Here is a 20,362-nt window from a genome sequence, read left to right on the forward strand (position 1 = left end):
TCCTCTGCATTTATCGACTCATTGCCCGAGACTGCTTTGTCATCTCTTGCTGTTGTTGATTTATTTGCTGTTGTTGTTCAGCCATTTTTTGCTCAACACCTTTTTGTACTTCTTCTGCAAAATTTTGCCCCATTGGGGATGCTTTAAGTTCAGCAACCACTCCTTTTAATGCATTAGGGTCTTTTAAGGCAGCAAACAGTTTATCAATTTCAGGGTCACCACTGGGACGATCTTTCAGTTCCTTTGTCTGTGCATCTACTGCCAATGTAGGATCTTTTTGCATGAGCTCAATTGTACTTGGTCTGATTTCTTTTCCATGAACCCCATAATTTTTAACCTCCAAACTCAAAGGCTCTCCTTTTTCGATACTCTGTTTTAAAGTACGAATACCAATATTATCAATTGAAGCTCTAGACCCATCCGCATGAGTCATTCGAATACTTGCCATATGATTATCACTATTAATCCGTGTGGATGAGCCGTCTTCATAATTGAGCACCCAAACCTTATGGTTTTCTTTTTTATCAAAGGTATCATTTAGTGAGACTTTAATTGACTCTAAAGGCGCATCATTTAGTTGTGTTGCCAATTGAGCCAGATAAGGATTCATGGCTTTGAGTTCAGCATGTTGTTGCTGCGCATTTAAATTCAGTGGATCTATAACAATAGAGGGGGCCGTGCGCTCATTTTGTGTATGTACTTGTGTGCGACCAAAAGCATCTTGCCCAGAAAGTGTCCCCAAAGTACTGTCTGCAATACTCTTGCCTTCCATATCGGTATGACGCATCGTCAATTCGAAGCCTTGATTTTTATTCAGTGCTCGCTGTATTGCCCAGCTATTAAAACCAACCTCAGTAATGGTGTTGTCACTGTTATATTGTTTGATTGTGGTTTCGCCACGTTCATGCACTGTGATGGATTGATGGGTATTGTTTTCTCGAATAATGTCCCATGTTTTAGGAAAATCTTTACTTGCTTGATTAAAAGCGCTGGCTTTCACTTCATAAATAGGGGAGTCATCTAATGCCGCTAATATCGAACGGGAAGAAGCACTCATCATCGCGAGGCTTTTCTGCCCTTTTGGCAAAATATACTGCCCATTATTATTTAAAGATAAATTCACCGTCGCATCCCGTAAACTGCCCATTGTGTGATCCAGCCCCATAGGCATTAACATGGGAACCAATAGAGGAATCTGCAATGCTTTGGGCATTGGTGTACCAGGCAAAACAGTAGGATTTTGTGACAAATAACCTGAGTGGTCGGTACTGCTGAAAATATGCGCTTTACTGCCTGGGAGTATATTATACCCAATCGATTGACTGGCAATATCGTTGGCTGTACGCACATCATTAATGGTATGGTTGCTGGCATCATATTGTGCCAGTTTCGCTTCATAAGCGGCATTGCCTGTTTTACCATCATGATCATAATAACCTGCATCAATCATGCCTTGTGTCAGTGGCAGTGAATTATACACATGCACATCCAAATTGTTTTTAAGCGCAAACGCTTGTGCCATTCCACCACCTAGGCTATGTCCTGCTGCGGAGATATTATAATCTTTAAAGATAGGATGTTGTTGCAGTTTTTCTAAAGCCGCTTGGGCTTTTTCTTGTATTTTTTTAAATTCCCCAGCACCTGAATTTTTTAAATCGGATACCCAATTTTCTAACTGCACTGAACCTTTAAAAGAAATAACGATTTCTTTGGTATCATCATTAATTAATAATTCAAACTGATTGGAGACATCTCCTTTAGAATTCCTGTAAACATTAAAATCTTTTTCTAATCCTAATCTATCAAGTCTGACATCATCCATAAATCCCCACTTGTCGGGCATATTAAAAGTGGGACGCTCTTTTTGATTGTCTTGATCATAAGCTTCTTTGATTTTACGAGACTCATAATAACCATAATACGCCAAAGCCATGCCATCTTGTTGTGTCACTTTGCTTTTTTGAGTTTCCATTATTCCTCCTTCTTCAATGTTCTCAATTAATAATTCTTACATCGATGCTCTTTGCGGTATGCTTGAATTTCAGCTTCACATTGATCACGCCTCTGCTTCCACTTTTGTGCTAATACTTCATTCTTTTGGACTAATTTTACCCAAGGTACTTGTGCTGAATCACGATCATAAATGCCATCACGATAAGGAACCCAAATCTTAATGGCAGGATTAAACATACGGATATTGCCACACTGAGCATCCCTAAATAAGGGCTGTTTATACATACAACTTTTTGTCGCCGCTTCTGACATCAGGCGTAAGCCTCGTTCGATATCTCGATCTTTTAAGGGCAAGGCTGTATTAGTAAATTCAAAAGGTACTGTATCACCTGTGACTAGCATATTACCTAAAGCCACTTTGGCATCATTCGAACCTTTGGCTACCGCTTCTTCATAACGCCTTTTGATTTCAGATAGGTTTTCCGGTGTCGATTGCCCACGTTTACTTAACGCAAACTCAATGGCCAAAAAATAATACCCATCTGGATCGCCTTTGGCTTTCAAAGCTTCAAAACGTTCATGCTCTTTTTGGGCAAAACTTTGTGTCCCTTTTTGTTTGCGTGCCTGATCGCGTTCATCTATTTTATGTGCCATTTTGATCATGGTAGAGGTACAGCCTGAGCTGATAAGGGCGATAGCCATCATACTGATGACTATACGAAAGGAGTGTTTCATCGATAATCCTTTAATGAAAATGAATATTTATTATATGCACTTAATTTTTTATATTATAATTCAACAACATATAAAAACGAAAAAGAAATAACATAAGAGTATTAAATTTTATACACCATAATGATAAACAGTTAATTGATCAGGTATCACTCTTTATTAGCTTATTGATTATAAATTTCTTTAGTCTCACACGAATTTGGGTAGCCATAATAAGCCTATGCCATACCATCTTGTTGGGTGATCTTGCTTTTTTGAGTCTCCATTATTCCCCTTCTATTTATTTTTAATCAATAGTTACTGCAACCATGTTTACGGTTATACGCTTCAATTTCAGCTTCACATTGATCACGCCTCTGCTTCCACTTTTGTGCCAATTTTTCATTTATTGGTACTAGTTTTACCCAAGGCTCTTGTGCTGAATCACGATCATGTCTACCACTACGGTACAAAACCCAAATCTTAATGGCAGGATTAAACATACGGATATTGCCACACTGAGCATCCCTAAATAAGGGCTGTTTATACATACAGCTTGCCGTCGCTGCTTCTGACATCAGGCGTAAACCTCGTTCGATATCTCGATCTTTTAAGGGCAAGGCTGTATTAGTAAATTCAAAAGGTACTGTATCACCTGTGACTAGCATATTACCTAAAGCCACTTTGGCATCATTCGAACCTTTGGCTACCGCTTCTTCATAACGCCTTTTGATTTCAGATAGGTTTTCCGGTGTCGATTGCCCACGTTTACTTAACGCAAACTCAATGGCCAAAAAATAATACCCATCTGGATCGCCTTTGGCTTTCAAAGCTTCAAAACGTTCATGCTCTTTTTGGGCAAAACTTTGTGTCCCTTTTTGTTTGCTTGCCTGATCGCGTTCATCCACTTTATGTGCCATATTGATCATGGTGGAAGTACAGCTTGAAGTAATAAAAGCAACAGTACTAATGCAAAGAAGGGTGTGGAAGGAATGCTTCATGGACGAACCTTAATAATATAAATGATGAGTAAAACACACTGTATTTAATTTTTTATTGTACGCCATTAATATATGAAAATAAAATTAACGCAACAAATATAGTATGTTACAAATATTGCTATAGTTGATTTTTTAAATGGAGAATACATTTTTTGATTGAATCATTGATTGATCAACTGATTGTTTTAACTGCACCAAAGGCAATTCAAACTTAAAAAGCATATTTTTATTAAAAACGCACCTTAAAAAGTAGATGATTTATATCCAACTTTTTAGGTGCGTTTTATTAAGACCTTTTGTATAAAAAGGTTATTTATTGTGCAGCAGAAACAGCCTCAGAAGAAGTAGTATGATTCGCATGTTCAGCAGAATCTACTTTTCCGCCTTCAATCACCACATTTTCAGGGTCAATATTATCACCATAAAATGGTTTGATCGCTTTATTGTATGCGTCATGGAAGAATTTTTCTTGAGCCAATTGCACCAACTCTTGATTTAACCAATCGCGTAACTCAGTATTGCCTTTTTTCACAGCAGGGGCAATAAAATCGTTTGGACCAACTTGGTTAATGCTTACTTCAAAATCAGGGTTTTCTTTTACCCATGCATACAATAAAGTATTGTCATGCGCCAATGCAGCACCACGCCCATCTTTTAAAGCAGCAAATGTTTCGGTATTTTGGTCAAATTTCATTTGTTCAACATTAGGGAAATTTTCTGCAAAATAAGTTTCTGCTGTTGTGCCTTTATTGATCAATAGCTTTTTGCCTGTTAATTGTTCTACAGTTTGAATAGCCGCATTTTTAGGCGACACCACACCAATTGCGGTTTTCATGTAAGGATTGGCAAAATCAACCTGCTCAGCTCTTTCTGGGGTAACAGTAAAATTGGCTAAAGTAATGTCCACTTTATTGGACTTTAGGACATCCACACGATTTTGCGCTTCAGTCAAAACAAACTCTACTTTGCTTTCATCGCCTAGTAAATCTTTAGCAATACGTTTACCAAACTCAATATCATAGCCTTGGTTTTTGCCTTCTTTATCAATATAACCAAAAGGAGGTTTATCACTGAATACAGCAATTCTGATCACGCCACGCTCTTTAATGGCATCAATAGAAGAAGCTTGAGAGGCTGTACTTGATGCTGCCTCAGAGCTGCTGCCACTGGTAGCGGTTCCTTGATCACCACAACCAACTAAAGCCAGTGTCAAAATACCTGCCAATAGCCAACCCATATTTTTCTTACTTGAGTGAATACGTTGCATTTTATGATGCTCCTATGAGATTAAAAATCAAAAACGTTTAAAAACTGCTGTGCACGTTCCGTTTTTGGGTGATTAAAAAATTCCTCAGGCGTGCCCTCTTCGAGGATTTTTCCTTTATCAATAAAAATAATTCTATCTGCAACTTTTCTAGCAAAATTTAATTCATGGGTGACCAAAATCATGGTCATACCTTGTGCGGCTAATTTTAAAATCACTTCCAACACTTCTCGAACCATTTCAGGGTCAAGCGAAGCGGTGACTTCATCGAACAACATAATATCTGGGTTCATACACAATGCACGCACAATGGCAATACGTTGTTTTTGCCCACCAGAAAGCTCTCTGGGGTAAGCATTTTTTCGGTCTGCTAAACCAACTCTGTTCAATAGTTCATCTGCTTGGGCAAATGCATCTGCTTTATTACGTTTTTGTACTTTGAGTGGGCCCAATAAAATATTGTCAATAACGGTCATATTGGGAAACAAGTCATAACTTTGAAACACCATTCCCACTTTTTGTCTGACTTTAATCCAAGAGGTTTTAGGTGTATTCAATTCTTCACCAGACAATTTTATTGAGCCTTGCTGGATACTTTCTAACCCATTTAAACAACGTAAAAAGGTAGATTTACCACAACCAGATGACCCTAAAATCACCACAACTTCACCCTTATTTACAGTGATATCAATGCCTTTTAATACCTCTGCGTGACCATAACTTTTATGGACATCTTTGACCACTAATAATGCTTCTTGTTCTGCCATGTTTATTTCCTTCGGGTTAGGGCTGTTTTGTGGCCATGCGGGCAAACTTGGACAACGGGTAACACACCATAAAATATAAAATCAATATAAAACCATAAATCCAAAATGGGGCCATTTCATTGGTAAACTTTTCATATTCAATGATTTGCTGCCCCACTTTAACCACTTCAATCACCCCAACAAAAACCAAAAGAGAAGTGGTCATAATCATACGTGCAGATAAATTAATGGCAGCTGGGATGGTTCGTTTAAACGCTTGGGGCAATAACACATACCCAAATACCTGCCATTTATTCAAACCGACGGCCAAAGCAGATTCTGTTTGGTGTTTGGGTAAAGATATAAGTGCACCTCTGACAATATCACTCATTTCCCCTGCACCCCATAAACTAAATACAATAATGGCCACTGTTTGAGCACTGAGATTCATATCAAAATCGGCAGGCAAAATAAAATACAAAATAAATAGCCACACCAATAAGGGGATAATTCGAATCGACTCTAAATAAACCCTAAAAATGCCCCGAATAAGCACAGAGCGTGTTGTTCGAATCACACCAAATAAAGTGCCAAAAAACCAGCTAATCAAAATAGCGATCAGGGCAATTTTTAATGTGACTGAAAACCCAACCAATAAACGCTCAATGGTAACTGAATGAAAAAGTACTTCAATGCCCAAATTCTGCATAACGCACCTTTCTTTCAATAAAGGTCAATAAAATGGAAACGGGCAACAAAATAATCAAATACCCTACCACCAGCATCAATAAAGACTCATTGGTTTTGTAATACATTCCAATTAAATCTTTAGCTGTATTGGTTAAATCCAAAATAGCAATCCCAGAACAAATGGAGGTTTCTTTAATGAGAAAGATACAATTAGCCCCTAACGCTGGCACACTATAGGATAAAGCTTGAGGCAAAATGACATAACGTGCCAACTGAAATTTATTCAAACCAATTGCCACCCCTGACTCTAACTGACTTTTTGCCACTGCTTCTATGCCACCACGAAAAGCTTCTGCCATAAAGCTTCCCCCTAATAGAGACAAACCAATAACGGCAGTGACTTCTGGGCTTAATGTTAAACCTATTTTAGGTAAGCCATAGAACATAAAAAACAATTGAATCAATAAGGGGGTATTACGGAAAAAGGCAACATATCCATTGACTATTTGGCTCAATACACGCACTTTATAAAAGGTCACAATACTGCAAACCATACCAATAATAAAAGCAAATAAAATCCCCCAAAATGATAACTTAAGGGTCAACCATAATGCTTTTTCATACATGGGTAAAAAACGGATAATGTATTCCCAATTCAACGACACAATAACTCCTGTTTACGATGGTGATCAATTCTTATAGCGTATACAATACCCATAAAAGCACTAAGATTAAGGCTTTTGCGAATTAACTGTCAATCACCTTTTCCCTATATCTATATAACCAATTTCACTATAACCAAAACACTTTAATAGCTTTTTATCATTTAAGGACAAATAGCCATTATATCTTTTATTTATCATTAAAAATATCATCATATTTTATTGAGCAAACGATTATTACTCGCTAAAGACAATAGACAAGGATAGAATTAGCCATTCTTAGTTCATTTTCTTCATATCCATGTCTACCCAATTATCTAAAAAACCTATTATGATTGCCACATCTGGCGGCAAAGATGCCACATTAGCCTTACATTATCTGCGCTTTAACCCTAAATTTAGCCATTATGAACCAATTGGTTTAATGACTACTTTTTATACGCAAACTGGTCGTTCAACTGCACATAATATTCGACAAGATGTGATGCAAGCACAAGCAGATGCCTTAGGGTTGCCTTTACACATTCTGAACTTAGAAAATAAGCGTGGCCAAGCTTATACTGACTATGATCAAAAAATCGGGCGATTTTATGAAGAACTGAAACAACAAGGAATTACCGATGTCATGTATGGTGACATTCATTTAGAAGATGTCAAAGCTTATAGAGAAAATTTAAATAAGCAACACGGCATAACGGGTGTATACCCCTTATGGGACAACACCCCACAGCAGATTATGGATTCTTTTTTGTCTCTTGGCTATCAAACTTTAATTGTGGCTGTAGACAGTACTAAATTAACAGAAGATTATTTGGGTAAAACCATGACACAATCTTTACTTGATCAATTACCAGAAGGGGTAGATCAATGTGCGGAATATGGTGAATACCATACCTTTTGTGTGAATGGGCCAATGTTCAAGCAAGTTATCCCTATCCAAACAGGGGCACACTCTTTTGATGGACGTAACTGGTATGTCGATTTACTGTTAAGCCAATGAGTTTAACCTGCCTGTGTAAACTCCTGCACCAAACATTCAATCAATTGTTTTGCACTCATTTGTCTGGTTTGTTCCACTTTACTGCCGGCCCAATGAGCGGCAAAACCGTGTTTTTGTTCAGCACTTGCAGCCTTATATAAAGCTTTGGCTGCATCATAAGCAATCGGGTAATCAGGAATATCAGGCCGCCCAATTTGATCTATCTGAGTCATAAAGCGATTAATCAACCCTCTGGCAGGTCGACCTGAAATGACAGAAGTCATTTGTGTGGCGCCTGTTGTTGCTTTTTTTATCGCCATTCTATGATCTTCACTGGTAGCAGATTCTGAGCATAAAAGAAAAGCCGTGCCCATTTGTACCGCACTTGCACCTTGTTTAAAGGCCTGTTTGATATCTTGCCCATTCATGATACCGCCTGCACTGACAACAGGTATGCTTAAGTTCTCAGAAATCAAACGGGTCAAAACGAGAGTAGGCATAATCTGAGTGATATTGTCTGGTTCAAATATACCCTGATGTCCTCCAGCTTCTTGACCCTGTGCTACAACAATATCAATACCAGCCTCTTGAATGAGATATGCTTCTTTTAAGCTCGTTGCCGTAGCCATTAATACTATGCCAACTTGCTTTAATGCTTGAATATAATCAGTTGAAGGCAAACCAAAATGGAAACTGACCACAGCAGGCCGTTTACATAAAAGTAGCTGCAACATCTCATGATGATCAACGAAACTCTTGTATATTTCGTGTAACTGTTCTGGTATAGGTGCATTAAATTCAGCAAAATAAGGAGCTAAATAATCGAGCCAAGCTTGTTCTTTTTGTCTTTGTTGTTGTGCACCCTTATGGCAAAACACATTCACATTGACCGGCCCTGTTGTTTGCGCGGCCAAAACATCAAGCATACGCTCAGTTTCAGCAACTGAACATGCCCCTATCCCAATAGACCCTAATGCCCCTGCATGAGTCACTTCTGCTGCCAGTAAAGGGGTAGAAACACCTGCCATTGGTGCCTGAATGATGGGGTATTGAATACCCAAAAGCTCGGTGATGATTTGGCTCATAATGTTTCTCTCGGTTTATTTTGATACTTATTCAAATAAGATTTAATCGCTACTTTATTGGCCATGTAATCAATCATCTTGATATAAAAAACGACTTTATCGGTCATTTGCCGTCATCAACTGATCATTTTACGACATATCAATAAAGTATGACCAACACCTAAACCATCAATATCTTGCTCTATATGAAATCCTACTTGATGCAAGCACTCATAAAATACTTTTGAGTGGTAAAAACGACTGTTTCCATTTGCCATGCAAGTAAAATAAAGAGAGGTGGCATTTAAACTTAATGCGCCTGCTTCAAAAGGTTGCCTATCCCAAAATACTTCTAAAATACATACTTTTGCATCAGGTTTCATATTTTGATGAATCAATGTCAAAATATGGATAATTTGCTCTTCACTAAAGCAATCCAAAAACTGACTCATCCACCAAACATCTGCTTGTTTTGGCAAGGATTGAGCCTGTAATAAATCTACAGCAAAGCCATCAATTCGCTCACAAAACCCCGCTTCTTTAATTTTTTCTTGTGCTATAGCCAATTGTTGTGGTAAATCCAAAATGGTTATTTTTACATTAGGATCATGACGGGCACAAAACATAGCCCATTTACCTGTATTACCACCAACATCATAAATATGCTCAGCAGACAATTGAGCAATATATTTAAATGCCTCACTAAAAGCAGTATCTGAGTAAAAATGATCAAAAGCAAACCAACTTTTTTGTGCTTGTTCTGGTAACTGACTTAATGCAGGGTAAATGGTTGACCAAGGGCCAAATACGGATAAGCCTACTGGCGCATTTTGTTCAAAAGACTCTTTTAAATGAAATAATCCTTGATAACACACATCTTGGGTAAAATCCATATTCACACGGGTCATATAATCATGTAACAAATAATGCCCTACTTTACCTAGAACAAAGGACTCCCCTTTTTGATAAACAATTTTTGCACTCAGTCCAACATCAAGCAACAATTGTATAGCATATTTATTTAATTGAACCTGTGGTTCAATTTCATCACAGCAGCAGCCATCTGAACCTGCTTGATCTAAAATAGCCAAAATACCACTATCACGCAAAACAACAGTCGCCTGAAAAATCATGGGCGCAAATGCAATTTTTTGTGCCTCAGTGATTGCCTCTAATGCACTTAATTTTTCTTCATCATACCCATAACGCGCCATCTCATTATTCAATGAGTTCCCCCTTCTTAATATGATATTATTTAATCCGTGTTGATGTATCCATTAGGATTCTGACTTTGCCAGTTCCAACTAGAACGACACATATCTTCTAAATTTCTTTTTGCTTGCCATCCTAATTTTTGTTTGGCTAAACTTGGATCAGAAAAGCATGTCGCCGCATCGCCTTCTCGACGTGGAACAAACTCATAAGGAATCTTTTGCCCTGTGACTTTTTCAAAAGCCTCAACCATTTGTAAAACGGAATAGCCTTGCCCAGTCCCTAAATTCACCGCCCATGCACCAGCATTTTCAGATAAGACATTCAACGCAGCTAAATGTCCTTCGGCCAAATCTTCCACATGCAAATAATCGCGTACACCTGTGCCATCAATTGTGGGGTAATCATGACCAAAGATATTCAACTTTTCTAATTTCCCAGCAGCTACCTGACTAATATAAGGCATTAAGTTATTTGGAATACCATTTGGGTCTTCACCAATTTGCCCGCTCTCATGTGCACCAACTGGGTTAAAATACCGTAATAATGCAATATGCCACTCAGAATCTGCTGCGGCAACATCCCTTAATATGTGCTCAGCCATCAGTTTACTCTGCCCATAAGGGTTAATGGCCCATAAGGGCATATCCTCAGTAATAGGGCACGTTTCAGGAATACCATATACTGTAGCCGAAGAGCTAAATACTAATTTTTTGACACCATGCAAAGCCATGACACTGATTAAATTTAATGTACCATGTACATTATTATCGTAGTAACGCAATGGTTCACGTACCGACTCCCCCACAGATTTTAAACCCGCAAAATGAATCACAGCCTTAATCGGATACTTAAAAATAGTGTCCAAAACTTCTGCATCACGCACATCGCCTTTAGTAAGCAACACTTGTTTGCCAGACAAGGCTTCAACCCGTTTTAAACTCTCTTCATGAGCATTGCTTAAATTATCCAGCACCACAACCTCATGACCAGCATTAAGCAAAGCCAAAACCGTATGAGAACCAATATAACCTGCACCACCTGTTACGAGAATCATCTGATTTGTCCATTCATATCAATTTAGATTTTTTGCATAGCCAAAAAGTAATTTACATCCATATCTGGGCTTAACTCAAAACTTTTGCTCAATGGTTTATACACCAAGCCATAACCATCAATCTGCGTTAATCCTACATGCCTTGCCATTCGGGCTAATTCAGAAGGCTTAATAAATTTTGCATAATCATGCGTACCTCTTTGCACCATGTTCAACACATATTCTGCGGCAACAACCATTAAGGCATAAGATTTTAAATTACGATTAATGGTTGAAAAAAACACCCAGCCATTTGGTTTTAACAATTGATAACAAGCACGCACAATACTTTCAGGGTTAGGGACATGTTCCAACATTTCCATACACGTAATGACATCAAAACTTTCTGGTTTTTGTATGGCCATTTCTTCAGCACTGATGTGTTTATAATCGATATTCAAATTATTTTCCAAAGCATGTAACTGTGCAATTTTAATGGATTTTTTTGCCAAATCAATCCCTGTTACTGTTGCGCCTGTTTCAGCCAAAGCTTCAGACAAAATACCACCACCACACCCCATATCCAATATATTTTTACCCTGAATATCCACAAATTTTTGTATATAGCCTAATCGTAATGGATTAATTTGATGCAAGGTTTTAAATTCACTCTCTTTATCCCACCATTTATGGGCAATTTGACTGAATTTTTCAATTTCGATTGGGTCAACATTTTGCGTGCTCATCAATGCTCCTTATTTTTATTTTATTACTTCTGAATGCTCTGCCGCCACACTTTAGCCTGTTCAATTAAAGCAGCTTCATCTAATGTACTTAAGACCCTATTTTTTAATAAAGACTTACCTGCAACCCATGTATGAGTGACCTGTTCTCGCCCAGCAGCGTATACAATATGAGAAATGGGGTCAAATACAGGCTGTGTTTCCACCTGTCCTAAGTCAATGGCAATTAAATCAGCCTGTTTACCCACTTCTAAGGACCCCGTTTTATTGCCCATACCTAAAGCTGTTGCGCCATTAATGGTTGCCATTTTAACGGCATCATAAGCATTGATATCAGTTGGCCTACCAGAAAAACCTTTTGCAATTAAAGCAGCCAAACGCATATCTGCGAACATATCCAGTTTATTATTTGAAGCAGCACCATCTGTACCCAAACCAACGCATACACCTTGATTAAGCATTTTTTGTACAGGGGCACAACCTGAAGCCAATTTCATATTTGACGATGGATTATGGGCAATTTTCACTTGGTGCTTGCTGAGTAATTCAATTTCTTCATCAGTTACATGGACCATATGCGCACCAATCAAGCGACTTTGCAATACCCCTAAGCGCTCTAACCTTGCTAAAGGGCGTACCCCATGCTCTTTTAAGGAACCTTCTATTTCATCTTTTGTTTCATGAATGTGGCAATGAATCAATAAATCATGTTGCTCGGCTTGCTGAACCACTTTTTTAAAGGTGTCATCAGAAACAGTATAAGGGGCATGCGGTGCTAAAGCAAAAGACAGTAAGCTCTCTCCTTTATAAATATGATAAGCCTCCATGGCAAAATCCAAATACTCTTGAGCATTTTGACCATATGCGGTAGGAAACTCTAAAGCACTACACCCAATGACCGTACGCATACCTGACTTTAACCCAGCACGAGCAACCGCACCATGATAAAAGTACATATCATTGATTGTTGTTGTGCCACCACGAATCATTTCTGCCATAGCCAACAATGTACCATCATAGACAAATGGATCACTGACATGCTTACCTTCTGCTGGCCAAATATGGTTGTTTAACCAATCCATTAAGGCCAAATCATCTGCCAAGCCACGCAATAAAGTCATGGCACTGTGTCCATGCAAATTAACCAAACCTGGCATCAACACATGGTTTGGCAAATGTAACACTTCTTTTGCGACCAATTTATTGGCTTCTTGCTCAGGCAAAATATTAACTATTTGATCATTTTCAATAGCCAACGCGTGATCTAAAAGTACTTCTCTATCTTTTGCTACAGTCACAATATAAGGTGCAAAAATCAATTGATCTACCATGTTTTCATCCTAATTAAATAATTCTTTTTAACAAACGATATGTATTATTTTTATCCCGTGGGCGAGCGCCTTGCCACATAACTTGCCAACCATGCTCAATTTGCATCTCTTCTGCGCCCACAACAATCTTATAGCGACAATGTGTTCTGTTGAGTTTTAAAGGCAAACTGCCATATTCACGCCAAGCGGTCACCAATTGTAAATTGGTGCTGTCTGCCTGCATACATACATTACCTGCCATTAAATTATTTTTTAACTTTGGTGATAAACTTGCTTCCATTTGTAAAACAACTGGACGAAAGCTCTTAGCTTGATTGAGCCAAGGCAACCATAAAGTAAAAATCAACACCCAAGCCATGGTCATGCCCGCAGCCCAATTGGTAACAGCTTGCCTTCCTCTTAAATGCTTACGAGTGACTGACCATAACCATACTGGTGTCACTAAAACCGCAATAATAACCGCAAAAAATGAAATAGTTGGGGTATAAAATGGGCTAAAATACAGTGAACGCTCAGCCAGTTTCGTCGGCCACCCCCAATTCATGGCAATAAAACCAATCCATAAAAATAAGGCTAACGCACCAAAGGTCATGACCCCAAACCAATTTAAAAATGCTGCTGCTCCTCGACGTAAACTGTCTAATTGAGCCGCACCCAAAACGGCTAAAGGTAATAATAAAACCACCGCATATTCAGAACTGTGTTGCGATAATAAAGTCAACAAAATCAAACTTAAAACAAACCATACAACAGATAACTGTAAAGCAGGCAAACTGACTGATTGACGCTTATATAAACTCCATAAGGCCAAAGGCCATGCAGGGAAAGTAAACCATAAAACCACGGTTGGGTAATAGCCCAAATCGTTTAAGAATACAGCCTGATTCAATTTACTCACACCACTCCAAGCAAAAGTCTGCCACCATAAATCAAATACCTGTGGCAATTCTGCTCTTAAAGATAAAGGCCATACCAACCCTAAAGGAATGGCTAAAGTAAAAGCAAACACCAAACAAATTAAGTACTGCCGATTTCGCCAATGGGAAAAGCTGGGTAAAACAAGGGTCAGTAAAATCACAAAACTTAATTCCAATAAATTGGATGATAATAAAATTACCACTAAAGAACCACCCAATAAAGCACCAGCCAACCCTGGTTTTTTAGGAGACAAGCTAATAGCATACATTGCCATAGCATAGCCCATAAAAGTGGCGGCCATATTGTCCATTTGATGCCCAACCACCATTAACCCTGAGCAACCAATTAAAATCAAGACAACACTTCGCCCATTTCTGCGACCGAGCAAATGCCGTCCAGCACCTCCGGCAAAGGCCAAACCAATGCTCATAAATAAGGGAGTAGCCAATCGTACTGCATCATACCCAGACAAGAGCCAAGGAGAAAACAGCTCATGGAAAAAGGCTCCAACCCATGCATAAAGTGGCGGTGTGCTGACATACCATGTACCATGAACTTGAGGTGCAATACCTCTATGGGTTTCGAGCATTTCCAAAACGGATTGGTAAATATAGGGCTCATAAGGTTTCCATGGATCATGGCCAAAAATAGCAGGCCATAACCAGACACAACACAATAAGAGGAGTAACCATGGCTTTTCAGTTGGCTTAGGTAAATCCTGATTCTTAGGAGGGGTGTAAATCAGCATTGTTTATTTTTACTTTATAAAAAATTCTACTCTATCTATTTTAAACCAAAACCTATTCTGACCCTAGTCATTCTGGGGCATAAATTGAGATTCACCACACCTTCGCCTCTAAATTTTATTCTTTGCATCTGCATACCCTAATGTTCACTCAATACAAAAAACATCGGTAATTGAACTATTCTCTACATTTTTTGCTCTAATTTAACTTATAGTCAATATTAAATGACGTTTTTCTTATGAAAAATTAAAACGTTACTGGTATATAATAGCACTCTTTCAAATGTTAAAAATTTGTAGCTAACGAGCAAAAAAGCATGAGCCAAGACAATAAAAATGATGATCAAGTCAACCTTTCAGGGGAAGGTGAAACACAAAATCAAATCAAACAAGAGGTCAAAGATGAAGCCTCTTCTGAAAAGGCACAACCTAATAAATCAACCATACACCACCAACGAAGCCAAACCGAACAGTTAAAACGGGCACTAAAATATCGATTGATGGTTCGACGCAACCGAATTACTTACAGCATTTTGCTGGTGGTACTGCTTATTGCCATCGTCATCAGTATTTGGTGGTTCATCATCGGACAATTTGAACAAGAAACAGAAGATGCTTATGTGGATGGCAATGTGGTCTTAGTCACCGCTCAAGTTTCTGGCAGTGTAATCGGTATTGATGCGGACAACACCGATATTGTTAAAGCAGGCCAACCATTAATTCATTTAAATCCTATTGATGCCCAACTTGCTTTATCCAAAGCACAATCCAATTTAGCACAAACGGTCAGAAGTGTACGCAACCAATTTGCCTCAAAAGACCAATCTTTGGCAAACGTACAGATGAAAGAAGCAGAATTAGCCAAAACAAAATCAGATTACCAACGCAGGTCTGAATTAGCCAGTTCTGGCGCGATTTCAACAGAAGAGGTACAACGAGCAAAACAAGCTTATGAAGCAGCCCATGCAGCCCTCCAAGTAGCACAAAAACAATTGGCTGGAGGACAAGCAATGGTTGACAATACATCAGTATCTACCCATCCAAATGTCTTAAATGCTGCTGCAGCACTCAGAGAAGCCTATATTGCAGCACAAAGAACAACCCTACCTGCACCTGTGTCAGGAATGGTGACCAAACGAAATGTACAGGTGGGACAAAGAATTAACCCTGCCTCTTCTTTAATGTCTATCGTACCATTAGATCATTTATGGGTGAATGCGAATTTTAAAGAATCGCAGTTAAAAAATATTCGTATTGGACAAAAAGCAGAATTAACGGCTGATATTTATGGTCGCTCAGTGAAATATACAGGTCAAGTAATGGGGCTGGATGCGGGCACAGGTAGCGCCTTTGCTTTATTACCTGCGCAAAATGCCACAGGCAACTGGATTAAAGTGGTTCAGCGTTTACCCGTACGCATCAAACTGGATGCCGATCAGGTGGCTAAACATCCTTTACGAATTGGTCTATCCATGCATGTTAAAGTTTTTACCAAAGATAAAGGTCAAGGTTCAATCAATAACCATACCATCAAACCACAAAGCTACAACACCTATGTCTTTAAAAATGAACTGGTTCAAGCAGATAAACTGATTGAACAAATCATTGAGGAAAATATTGGCCACGCCAAAAAATAAAAACGTATGAGCAATCAAATTCCTTCACGTCACTTAGGTAAGCTACTTATTACGATATTTATATTAAATATTATTGAGTATCTTCAAGCAGGGATGATTGCTTTTGCGGCAAACCCGATTATGGGAGAAACAGGCACTTCTCCAGAAGAATTTGGCATGGTTTCTGCTGTCTATGCCTGTATTGCTATTTTAATGATTGCCAAACAGCACTGGATGGTAGAACGCTTAGGATGGCGTCGTTACATACAAATTGGCTTATCTTTCTTTATTTTAGGTGCCCTCGTCTGTACCTTTAGCCATTCATTCTCCACCTTTTTAGCAGGTAGAGCCATTATGGCCCTAGGTGGTGCCTCTTTTATGACCAGTTCTCGTTTATTAACCCTATTGATTCCACCTAGCCCCGTGCGTTTTATGGGTATCAAAGCCTTTGTTGTCAGCATGACAACAGGTATGGCACTCTCTCCTTGGCTCGCCTCCCTAATTGTCTCCTCTGGACGTTGGAATCTTATTTTTGTTTTATTAATTGCTTTTGCCATATTGGCTTTTATTTTTACGTCCCTTTGCTTACCTACCTATATTGTGGATGAGCAAGAACGCATGACGAAAAGCAACCCTGTCCTCATTTTTATTTTATTATTAGGCGGTTTTGCCTTCTTTTATGTATTTAGGCGCTCTTCCTACGACTTTTACAGCGACACAATGATGTTGTTGTGCATTTTTGTTTTATCCACCATCAGTTTAAGTCTCTTTTTCAGAAGATTACAAAAAATTGAAGAACGCCCACTGTTGCATGTAAAACCAATATTCCAAGATAAAGCTTTCATTTTTGGTACATTTATTGCAACTTGTTTTTATATTATGTCAGGTGCCAATAATTATATTTTGCCCATCACATTACAAAGAGGTTTAAATTTTTCATGGAGTTCGGTTGGTTTTTTTAACTCATTAGGGTTAAGCACCTCTATTTTGGCTTGGATCGTTTTCAGTAAAATTGTCCCTAAATATCCCAGCATCCGTAAGTTTTGCGTAATTGGTGGTCTTGCTGTGTTTTTATATGGTTACTTTCTTTCTAACTTAACCATTCAGGCCAATTTATGGACGCAAATTTTACCCGCTTTATTAGCCAATGGTGTCTTCATTATTATGGTGATGACTCCTGTTACAGCTGCTTGTTTTCGATCTTTACAAAAAAGTGACTTACTCTTTTCTCATGCGATGCAAGTGCGCAATATGCTGGCTCAACTGTCTATTTCATTAGGTATTTCACTAGGAACCGCACTTATTCAATGGCGTACAACCGTACATTTCAGCATTATGGGTGAAAACTATACCAACAGCAGCCCAGCTTATCTAGATGCCCTACAAAAACTAACAACAGCTTTAAGTGCATCCATGCCACAAGAAATTGCAACACAAACAGCAGCTTCCCAACTACAACAATTATTACTGCAACACTCAACACTCATGGCTGGCATAGATTATTTTCATTGTGTCATGATTTTTGGTATGATTCTAACCGTTGTGATGTTTTTTCAAAAAATACTAAAATAAAAACCAAGTAGATTTAAAATTAAATAAAAAACCCGCAAACGCTACAAGTGTATCCAATAAGACACAAATTATTAAATTCAATAATTTATAAGCTTAAAGCTATCAATCACATGATTAGAAAATTTTTTTCTCAAATAAAGTAAAATATTTTACATATTTACTTTATAATTACAAACAATTATTAAAACAAAATAATCAGTTGCATATTTCATATTACATTTTTTCGATATATTAATTTATTTTAATTTTAAAAAAATATTATTTTAATTTTAAAAAAATAGATAAATTTTTATTTTAAATAAGAAAAATCGCTAGATGTTTATTTTATTTTTGATTATTATCACCTTCACAAATAAAATATTATCTTCTAATAAGTTTAGATAACAAGAATAAAAATAATAATTAAAATAGCACTTTAAAATATAATTTTTTTTACACACATATAATTTATGCTGGAGGATTCCATGTCATCAGAGCAGATCACTGCATCTTTTTTAAGCCTTAGTATTGCTGATGAGTCATTGCTGTCGCCTTTACTTATGAAGGTTGCTCAGCATTTAGGAATCAATATCGCCATTGGGAAAGTATCACAAGCAAATCTTTTATTTATTAATCAAGATTCTGCTTTTACACCTTTTCTTTTAAAAAAATTAGAAAAACGCCAACATTTAATCTTTTTTATCAGTCAAGATCCTCAAGAATCTTGGCAAGGTCACCCGTGTATTCAAACCAACATCGCAGAAAATGAATTCATCACGCTTTTGCAAAAATATTTGCAAAACTTTGGGGGAACACAACCTACAGAACAGCTCGAACTGGACATACAACCAGGTAAACCTAGATCATTCGCATCATTAACAGAATTGGCGGAATATTTTACCCATCTTTTGGGTGAAGAGGTCGGGTGCCGTGTACAAAATGATCATGAAACGCTCTATTTTGATTTTAAATCCCAAATGTTCTTTGTTCAATCGGCTAAACATAATGATTTTAATAAAAATAATACTTCAATAAAGGCATTAATTCAACATTTTACCCATGGTGGACAAATAACCATTTTTTCAACAAAAGAATTAAAAAATCATATTCGTCAATTACCTCCTTATATTTTAGAAAGGTTTATATGGATTTTAGGCGAATCCATTACCGATAAACTGTTGAATAAAATCCCAGTAGACGTTTCGTTTGGCATAACACATTGGCCTGACTTTGGCATACTCAAAACCAATCCTGCTTATGTCAGAATATGTGCCATCTTGATGCAAAAACCATTAAATATAAAAGGGATCATTGAGCATTTTCACTTAAAAACAGAAGAATGTATCGGTTTTTTAAATAGTTGTGTTCTATGCCAATACCTTATTTGGGGGGAACAAACAGAACAACAATCACCCTCTGCATCACATGATATTCAGCTGTCTTTATCATTAGAAGAAATTCAAAATTGTCGTTTAGATTTAGGCTTACACACACATGACTAAAAAATATAAAATCCTTTTTGCTGGTGATGTTGGCGTAGGGAAAACAACTGCAATCACCAGTATCAGCGATATCCCTCCTGTTTATACCGATGTAAAAGCATCGGATGCAGAAAAAATTGGTAAAACACACACAACTGTGGCTTTTGATTACGGAGAAGTGAATCTTCCTTACCTTAAAAATAGATTACGTTTGTATGGTTTACCAGGACAAACCCGTTTTTCATTTATATGGGAAATGCTTTCAGAAGGTGTTATTGGTATTGTTTTATTGGCTAACAACAGTAAACCCAATGCCATTAAAGAGACAGAAACGTTTTTAAAAGCATTTGCCCCAATTATTCACAAAGAAAATGTTGCAATTGTTTTAGGCGTCACAAAAGGTGATATTTCTTCTCATTATAAACCCAAAGATTATCAAAACATCTTGGCACAAGCGCAAATAAGGGCGCCTGTTTTTAGTGTTGATGCAAGAGAAAGAGACAGTGTTTTACTCTTGGTTGATGCGCTCTTAAGTCAAATAGAAGCCATACATATCAGAGTATAACGTTAAAAATTTGAATATTATTTCCCGAATATGACAATCAAATATATTATATTTGTTAGCCATATTATATTTTTTTATTTAACCTTTTTAAAGG

The 20,362-nt window shown here is 37.7% G+C and carries 18 protein-coding genes; 5 read left to right on the forward strand and 13 right to left on the reverse strand.

What is annotated here, in order from left to right:
* Positions 1-10: 10 nt before the first annotated feature.
* From AADH04_RS05055 to AADH04_RS05085, 7 genes are all read right to left on the reverse strand, one after another.
* Positions 11-1,972: a hypothetical protein gene (locus AADH04_RS05055; RefSeq protein WP_434779163.1), complete on the reverse strand. Its 1,962-nt coding sequence runs from the start codon at positions 1,970-1,972 to the stop codon at positions 11-13.
* Between the two features lie 26 nt (positions 1,973-1,998).
* A complete protein-coding gene (locus AADH04_RS05060; RefSeq protein WP_434779164.1) occupies positions 1,999-2,688 on the reverse strand; it encodes a hypothetical protein in 690 nt (229 codons plus the stop codon).
* 287 nt (positions 2,689-2,975) lie between these two features.
* Complete coding sequence (locus AADH04_RS05065; RefSeq protein WP_434779165.1) at positions 2,976-3,665, reverse strand: hypothetical protein; 690 nt, start codon at positions 3,663-3,665, stop codon at positions 2,976-2,978.
* 313 nt (positions 3,666-3,978) lie between these two features.
* The gene (locus AADH04_RS05070; protein WP_434779166.1) at positions 3,979-4,932 is read right to left on the reverse strand and encodes a cysteine ABC transporter substrate-binding protein; all 954 of its coding nucleotides are present in this window, start codon (positions 4,930-4,932) and stop codon (positions 3,979-3,981) included.
* A 20-nt stretch (positions 4,933-4,952) separates the two neighbouring features.
* Positions 4,953-5,696 (reverse strand): amino acid ABC transporter ATP-binding protein, encoded by a 744-nt coding sequence (locus tag AADH04_RS05075; RefSeq protein ID WP_434779167.1) that lies wholly within the window; start codon positions 5,694-5,696, stop codon positions 4,953-4,955.
* A gap of 16 nt (positions 5,697-5,712) precedes the next feature.
* Positions 5,713-6,375: an amino acid ABC transporter permease gene (locus AADH04_RS05080; protein WP_434779797.1), complete on the reverse strand. Its 663-nt coding sequence runs from the start codon at positions 6,373-6,375 to the stop codon at positions 5,713-5,715.
* Positions 6,365-7,030 (reverse strand): amino acid ABC transporter permease, encoded by a 666-nt coding sequence (locus tag AADH04_RS05085; RefSeq protein ID WP_434779168.1) that lies wholly within the window; start codon positions 7,028-7,030, stop codon positions 6,365-6,367. Before AADH04_RS05085 ends, AADH04_RS05080 begins: the two co-directional genes overlap by 11 nt.
* Before the next feature lie 328 nt (positions 7,031-7,358).
* Between AADH04_RS05085 and AADH04_RS05090 the strand changes: the two genes are divergently transcribed.
* The gene (locus tag AADH04_RS05090; protein ID WP_434779169.1) at positions 7,359-8,027 is read left to right on the forward strand and encodes a hypothetical protein; all 669 of its coding nucleotides are present in this window, start codon (positions 7,359-7,361) and stop codon (positions 8,025-8,027) included.
* Between the two features lie 2 nt (positions 8,028-8,029).
* Here the strand turns inward: AADH04_RS05090 and AADH04_RS05095 are convergent, their stop codons facing one another.
* The 6 genes from AADH04_RS05095 to AADH04_RS05120 form a co-directional block, all read right to left on the reverse strand.
* Positions 8,030-9,091 (reverse strand): NAD(P)H-dependent flavin oxidoreductase, encoded by a 1,062-nt coding sequence (locus AADH04_RS05095; protein WP_434779170.1) that lies wholly within the window; start codon positions 9,089-9,091, stop codon positions 8,030-8,032.
* Positions 9,092-9,207: 116 nt separating this feature from the next.
* The gene (locus AADH04_RS05100; protein ID WP_434779171.1) at positions 9,208-10,296 is read right to left on the reverse strand and encodes a methyltransferase; all 1,089 of its coding nucleotides are present in this window, start codon (positions 10,294-10,296) and stop codon (positions 9,208-9,210) included.
* Between the two features lie 29 nt (positions 10,297-10,325).
* Positions 10,326-11,339 carry a UDP-glucose 4-epimerase GalE gene (galE, locus tag AADH04_RS05105; RefSeq protein ID WP_434779172.1) on the reverse strand — a complete coding sequence of 338 codons (1,014 nt, stop codon included), beginning with the start codon at positions 11,337-11,339 and terminating at the stop codon, positions 10,326-10,328.
* 23 nt (positions 11,340-11,362) lie between these two features.
* Entirely contained in the window at positions 11,363-12,064 is a 702-nt protein-coding gene (gene ubiG, locus AADH04_RS05110) for a bifunctional 2-polyprenyl-6-hydroxyphenol methylase/3-demethylubiquinol 3-O-methyltransferase UbiG (protein ID WP_434779173.1), read from the reverse strand.
* 23 nt (positions 12,065-12,087) lie between these two features.
* On the reverse strand, positions 12,088-13,392 hold the full coding sequence (locus AADH04_RS05115) for a TRZ/ATZ family hydrolase (RefSeq protein WP_434779174.1): 1,305 nt from the start codon (positions 13,390-13,392) through the stop codon (positions 12,088-12,090).
* 13 nt (positions 13,393-13,405) lie between these two features.
* Positions 13,406-15,058, reverse strand: coding sequence for an ArnT family glycosyltransferase (locus AADH04_RS05120; RefSeq protein ID WP_434779175.1), 1,653 nt, complete (start codon positions 15,056-15,058; stop codon positions 13,406-13,408).
* A 314-nt stretch (positions 15,059-15,372) separates the two neighbouring features.
* Here AADH04_RS05120 and AADH04_RS05125 point away from each other — a divergent pair, with 314 nt between their 5' ends.
* The 4 genes from AADH04_RS05125 (at position 15,373) to AADH04_RS05140 (ending at position 20,268) form a co-directional block, all read left to right on the forward strand.
* The gene (locus AADH04_RS05125; protein WP_434779176.1) at positions 15,373-16,692 is read left to right on the forward strand and encodes an efflux RND transporter periplasmic adaptor subunit; all 1,320 of its coding nucleotides are present in this window, start codon (positions 15,373-15,375) and stop codon (positions 16,690-16,692) included.
* A gap of 6 nt (positions 16,693-16,698) precedes the next feature.
* Positions 16,699-18,243 (forward strand): MFS transporter, encoded by a 1,545-nt coding sequence (locus AADH04_RS05130; RefSeq protein WP_434779177.1) that lies wholly within the window; start codon positions 16,699-16,701, stop codon positions 18,241-18,243.
* A 464-nt stretch (positions 18,244-18,707) separates the two neighbouring features.
* Positions 18,708-19,724, forward strand: coding sequence for a hypothetical protein (locus AADH04_RS05135; protein ID WP_434779178.1), 1,017 nt, complete (start codon positions 18,708-18,710; stop codon positions 19,722-19,724).
* A complete protein-coding gene (locus AADH04_RS05140; RefSeq protein ID WP_434779179.1) occupies positions 19,717-20,268 on the forward strand; it encodes a GTP-binding protein in 552 nt (183 codons plus the stop codon). The genes AADH04_RS05135 and AADH04_RS05140 overlap by 8 nt, the downstream gene beginning before the upstream one ends.
* The last annotated feature ends 94 nt before the right edge of the window (positions 20,269-20,362 follow it).

The sequence above is a fragment of the Neisseria sp. Ec49-e6-T10 genome (assembly GCF_051132615.1).
In the GTDB taxonomy this organism is placed as follows: domain Bacteria; phylum Pseudomonadota; class Gammaproteobacteria; order Burkholderiales; family Neisseriaceae.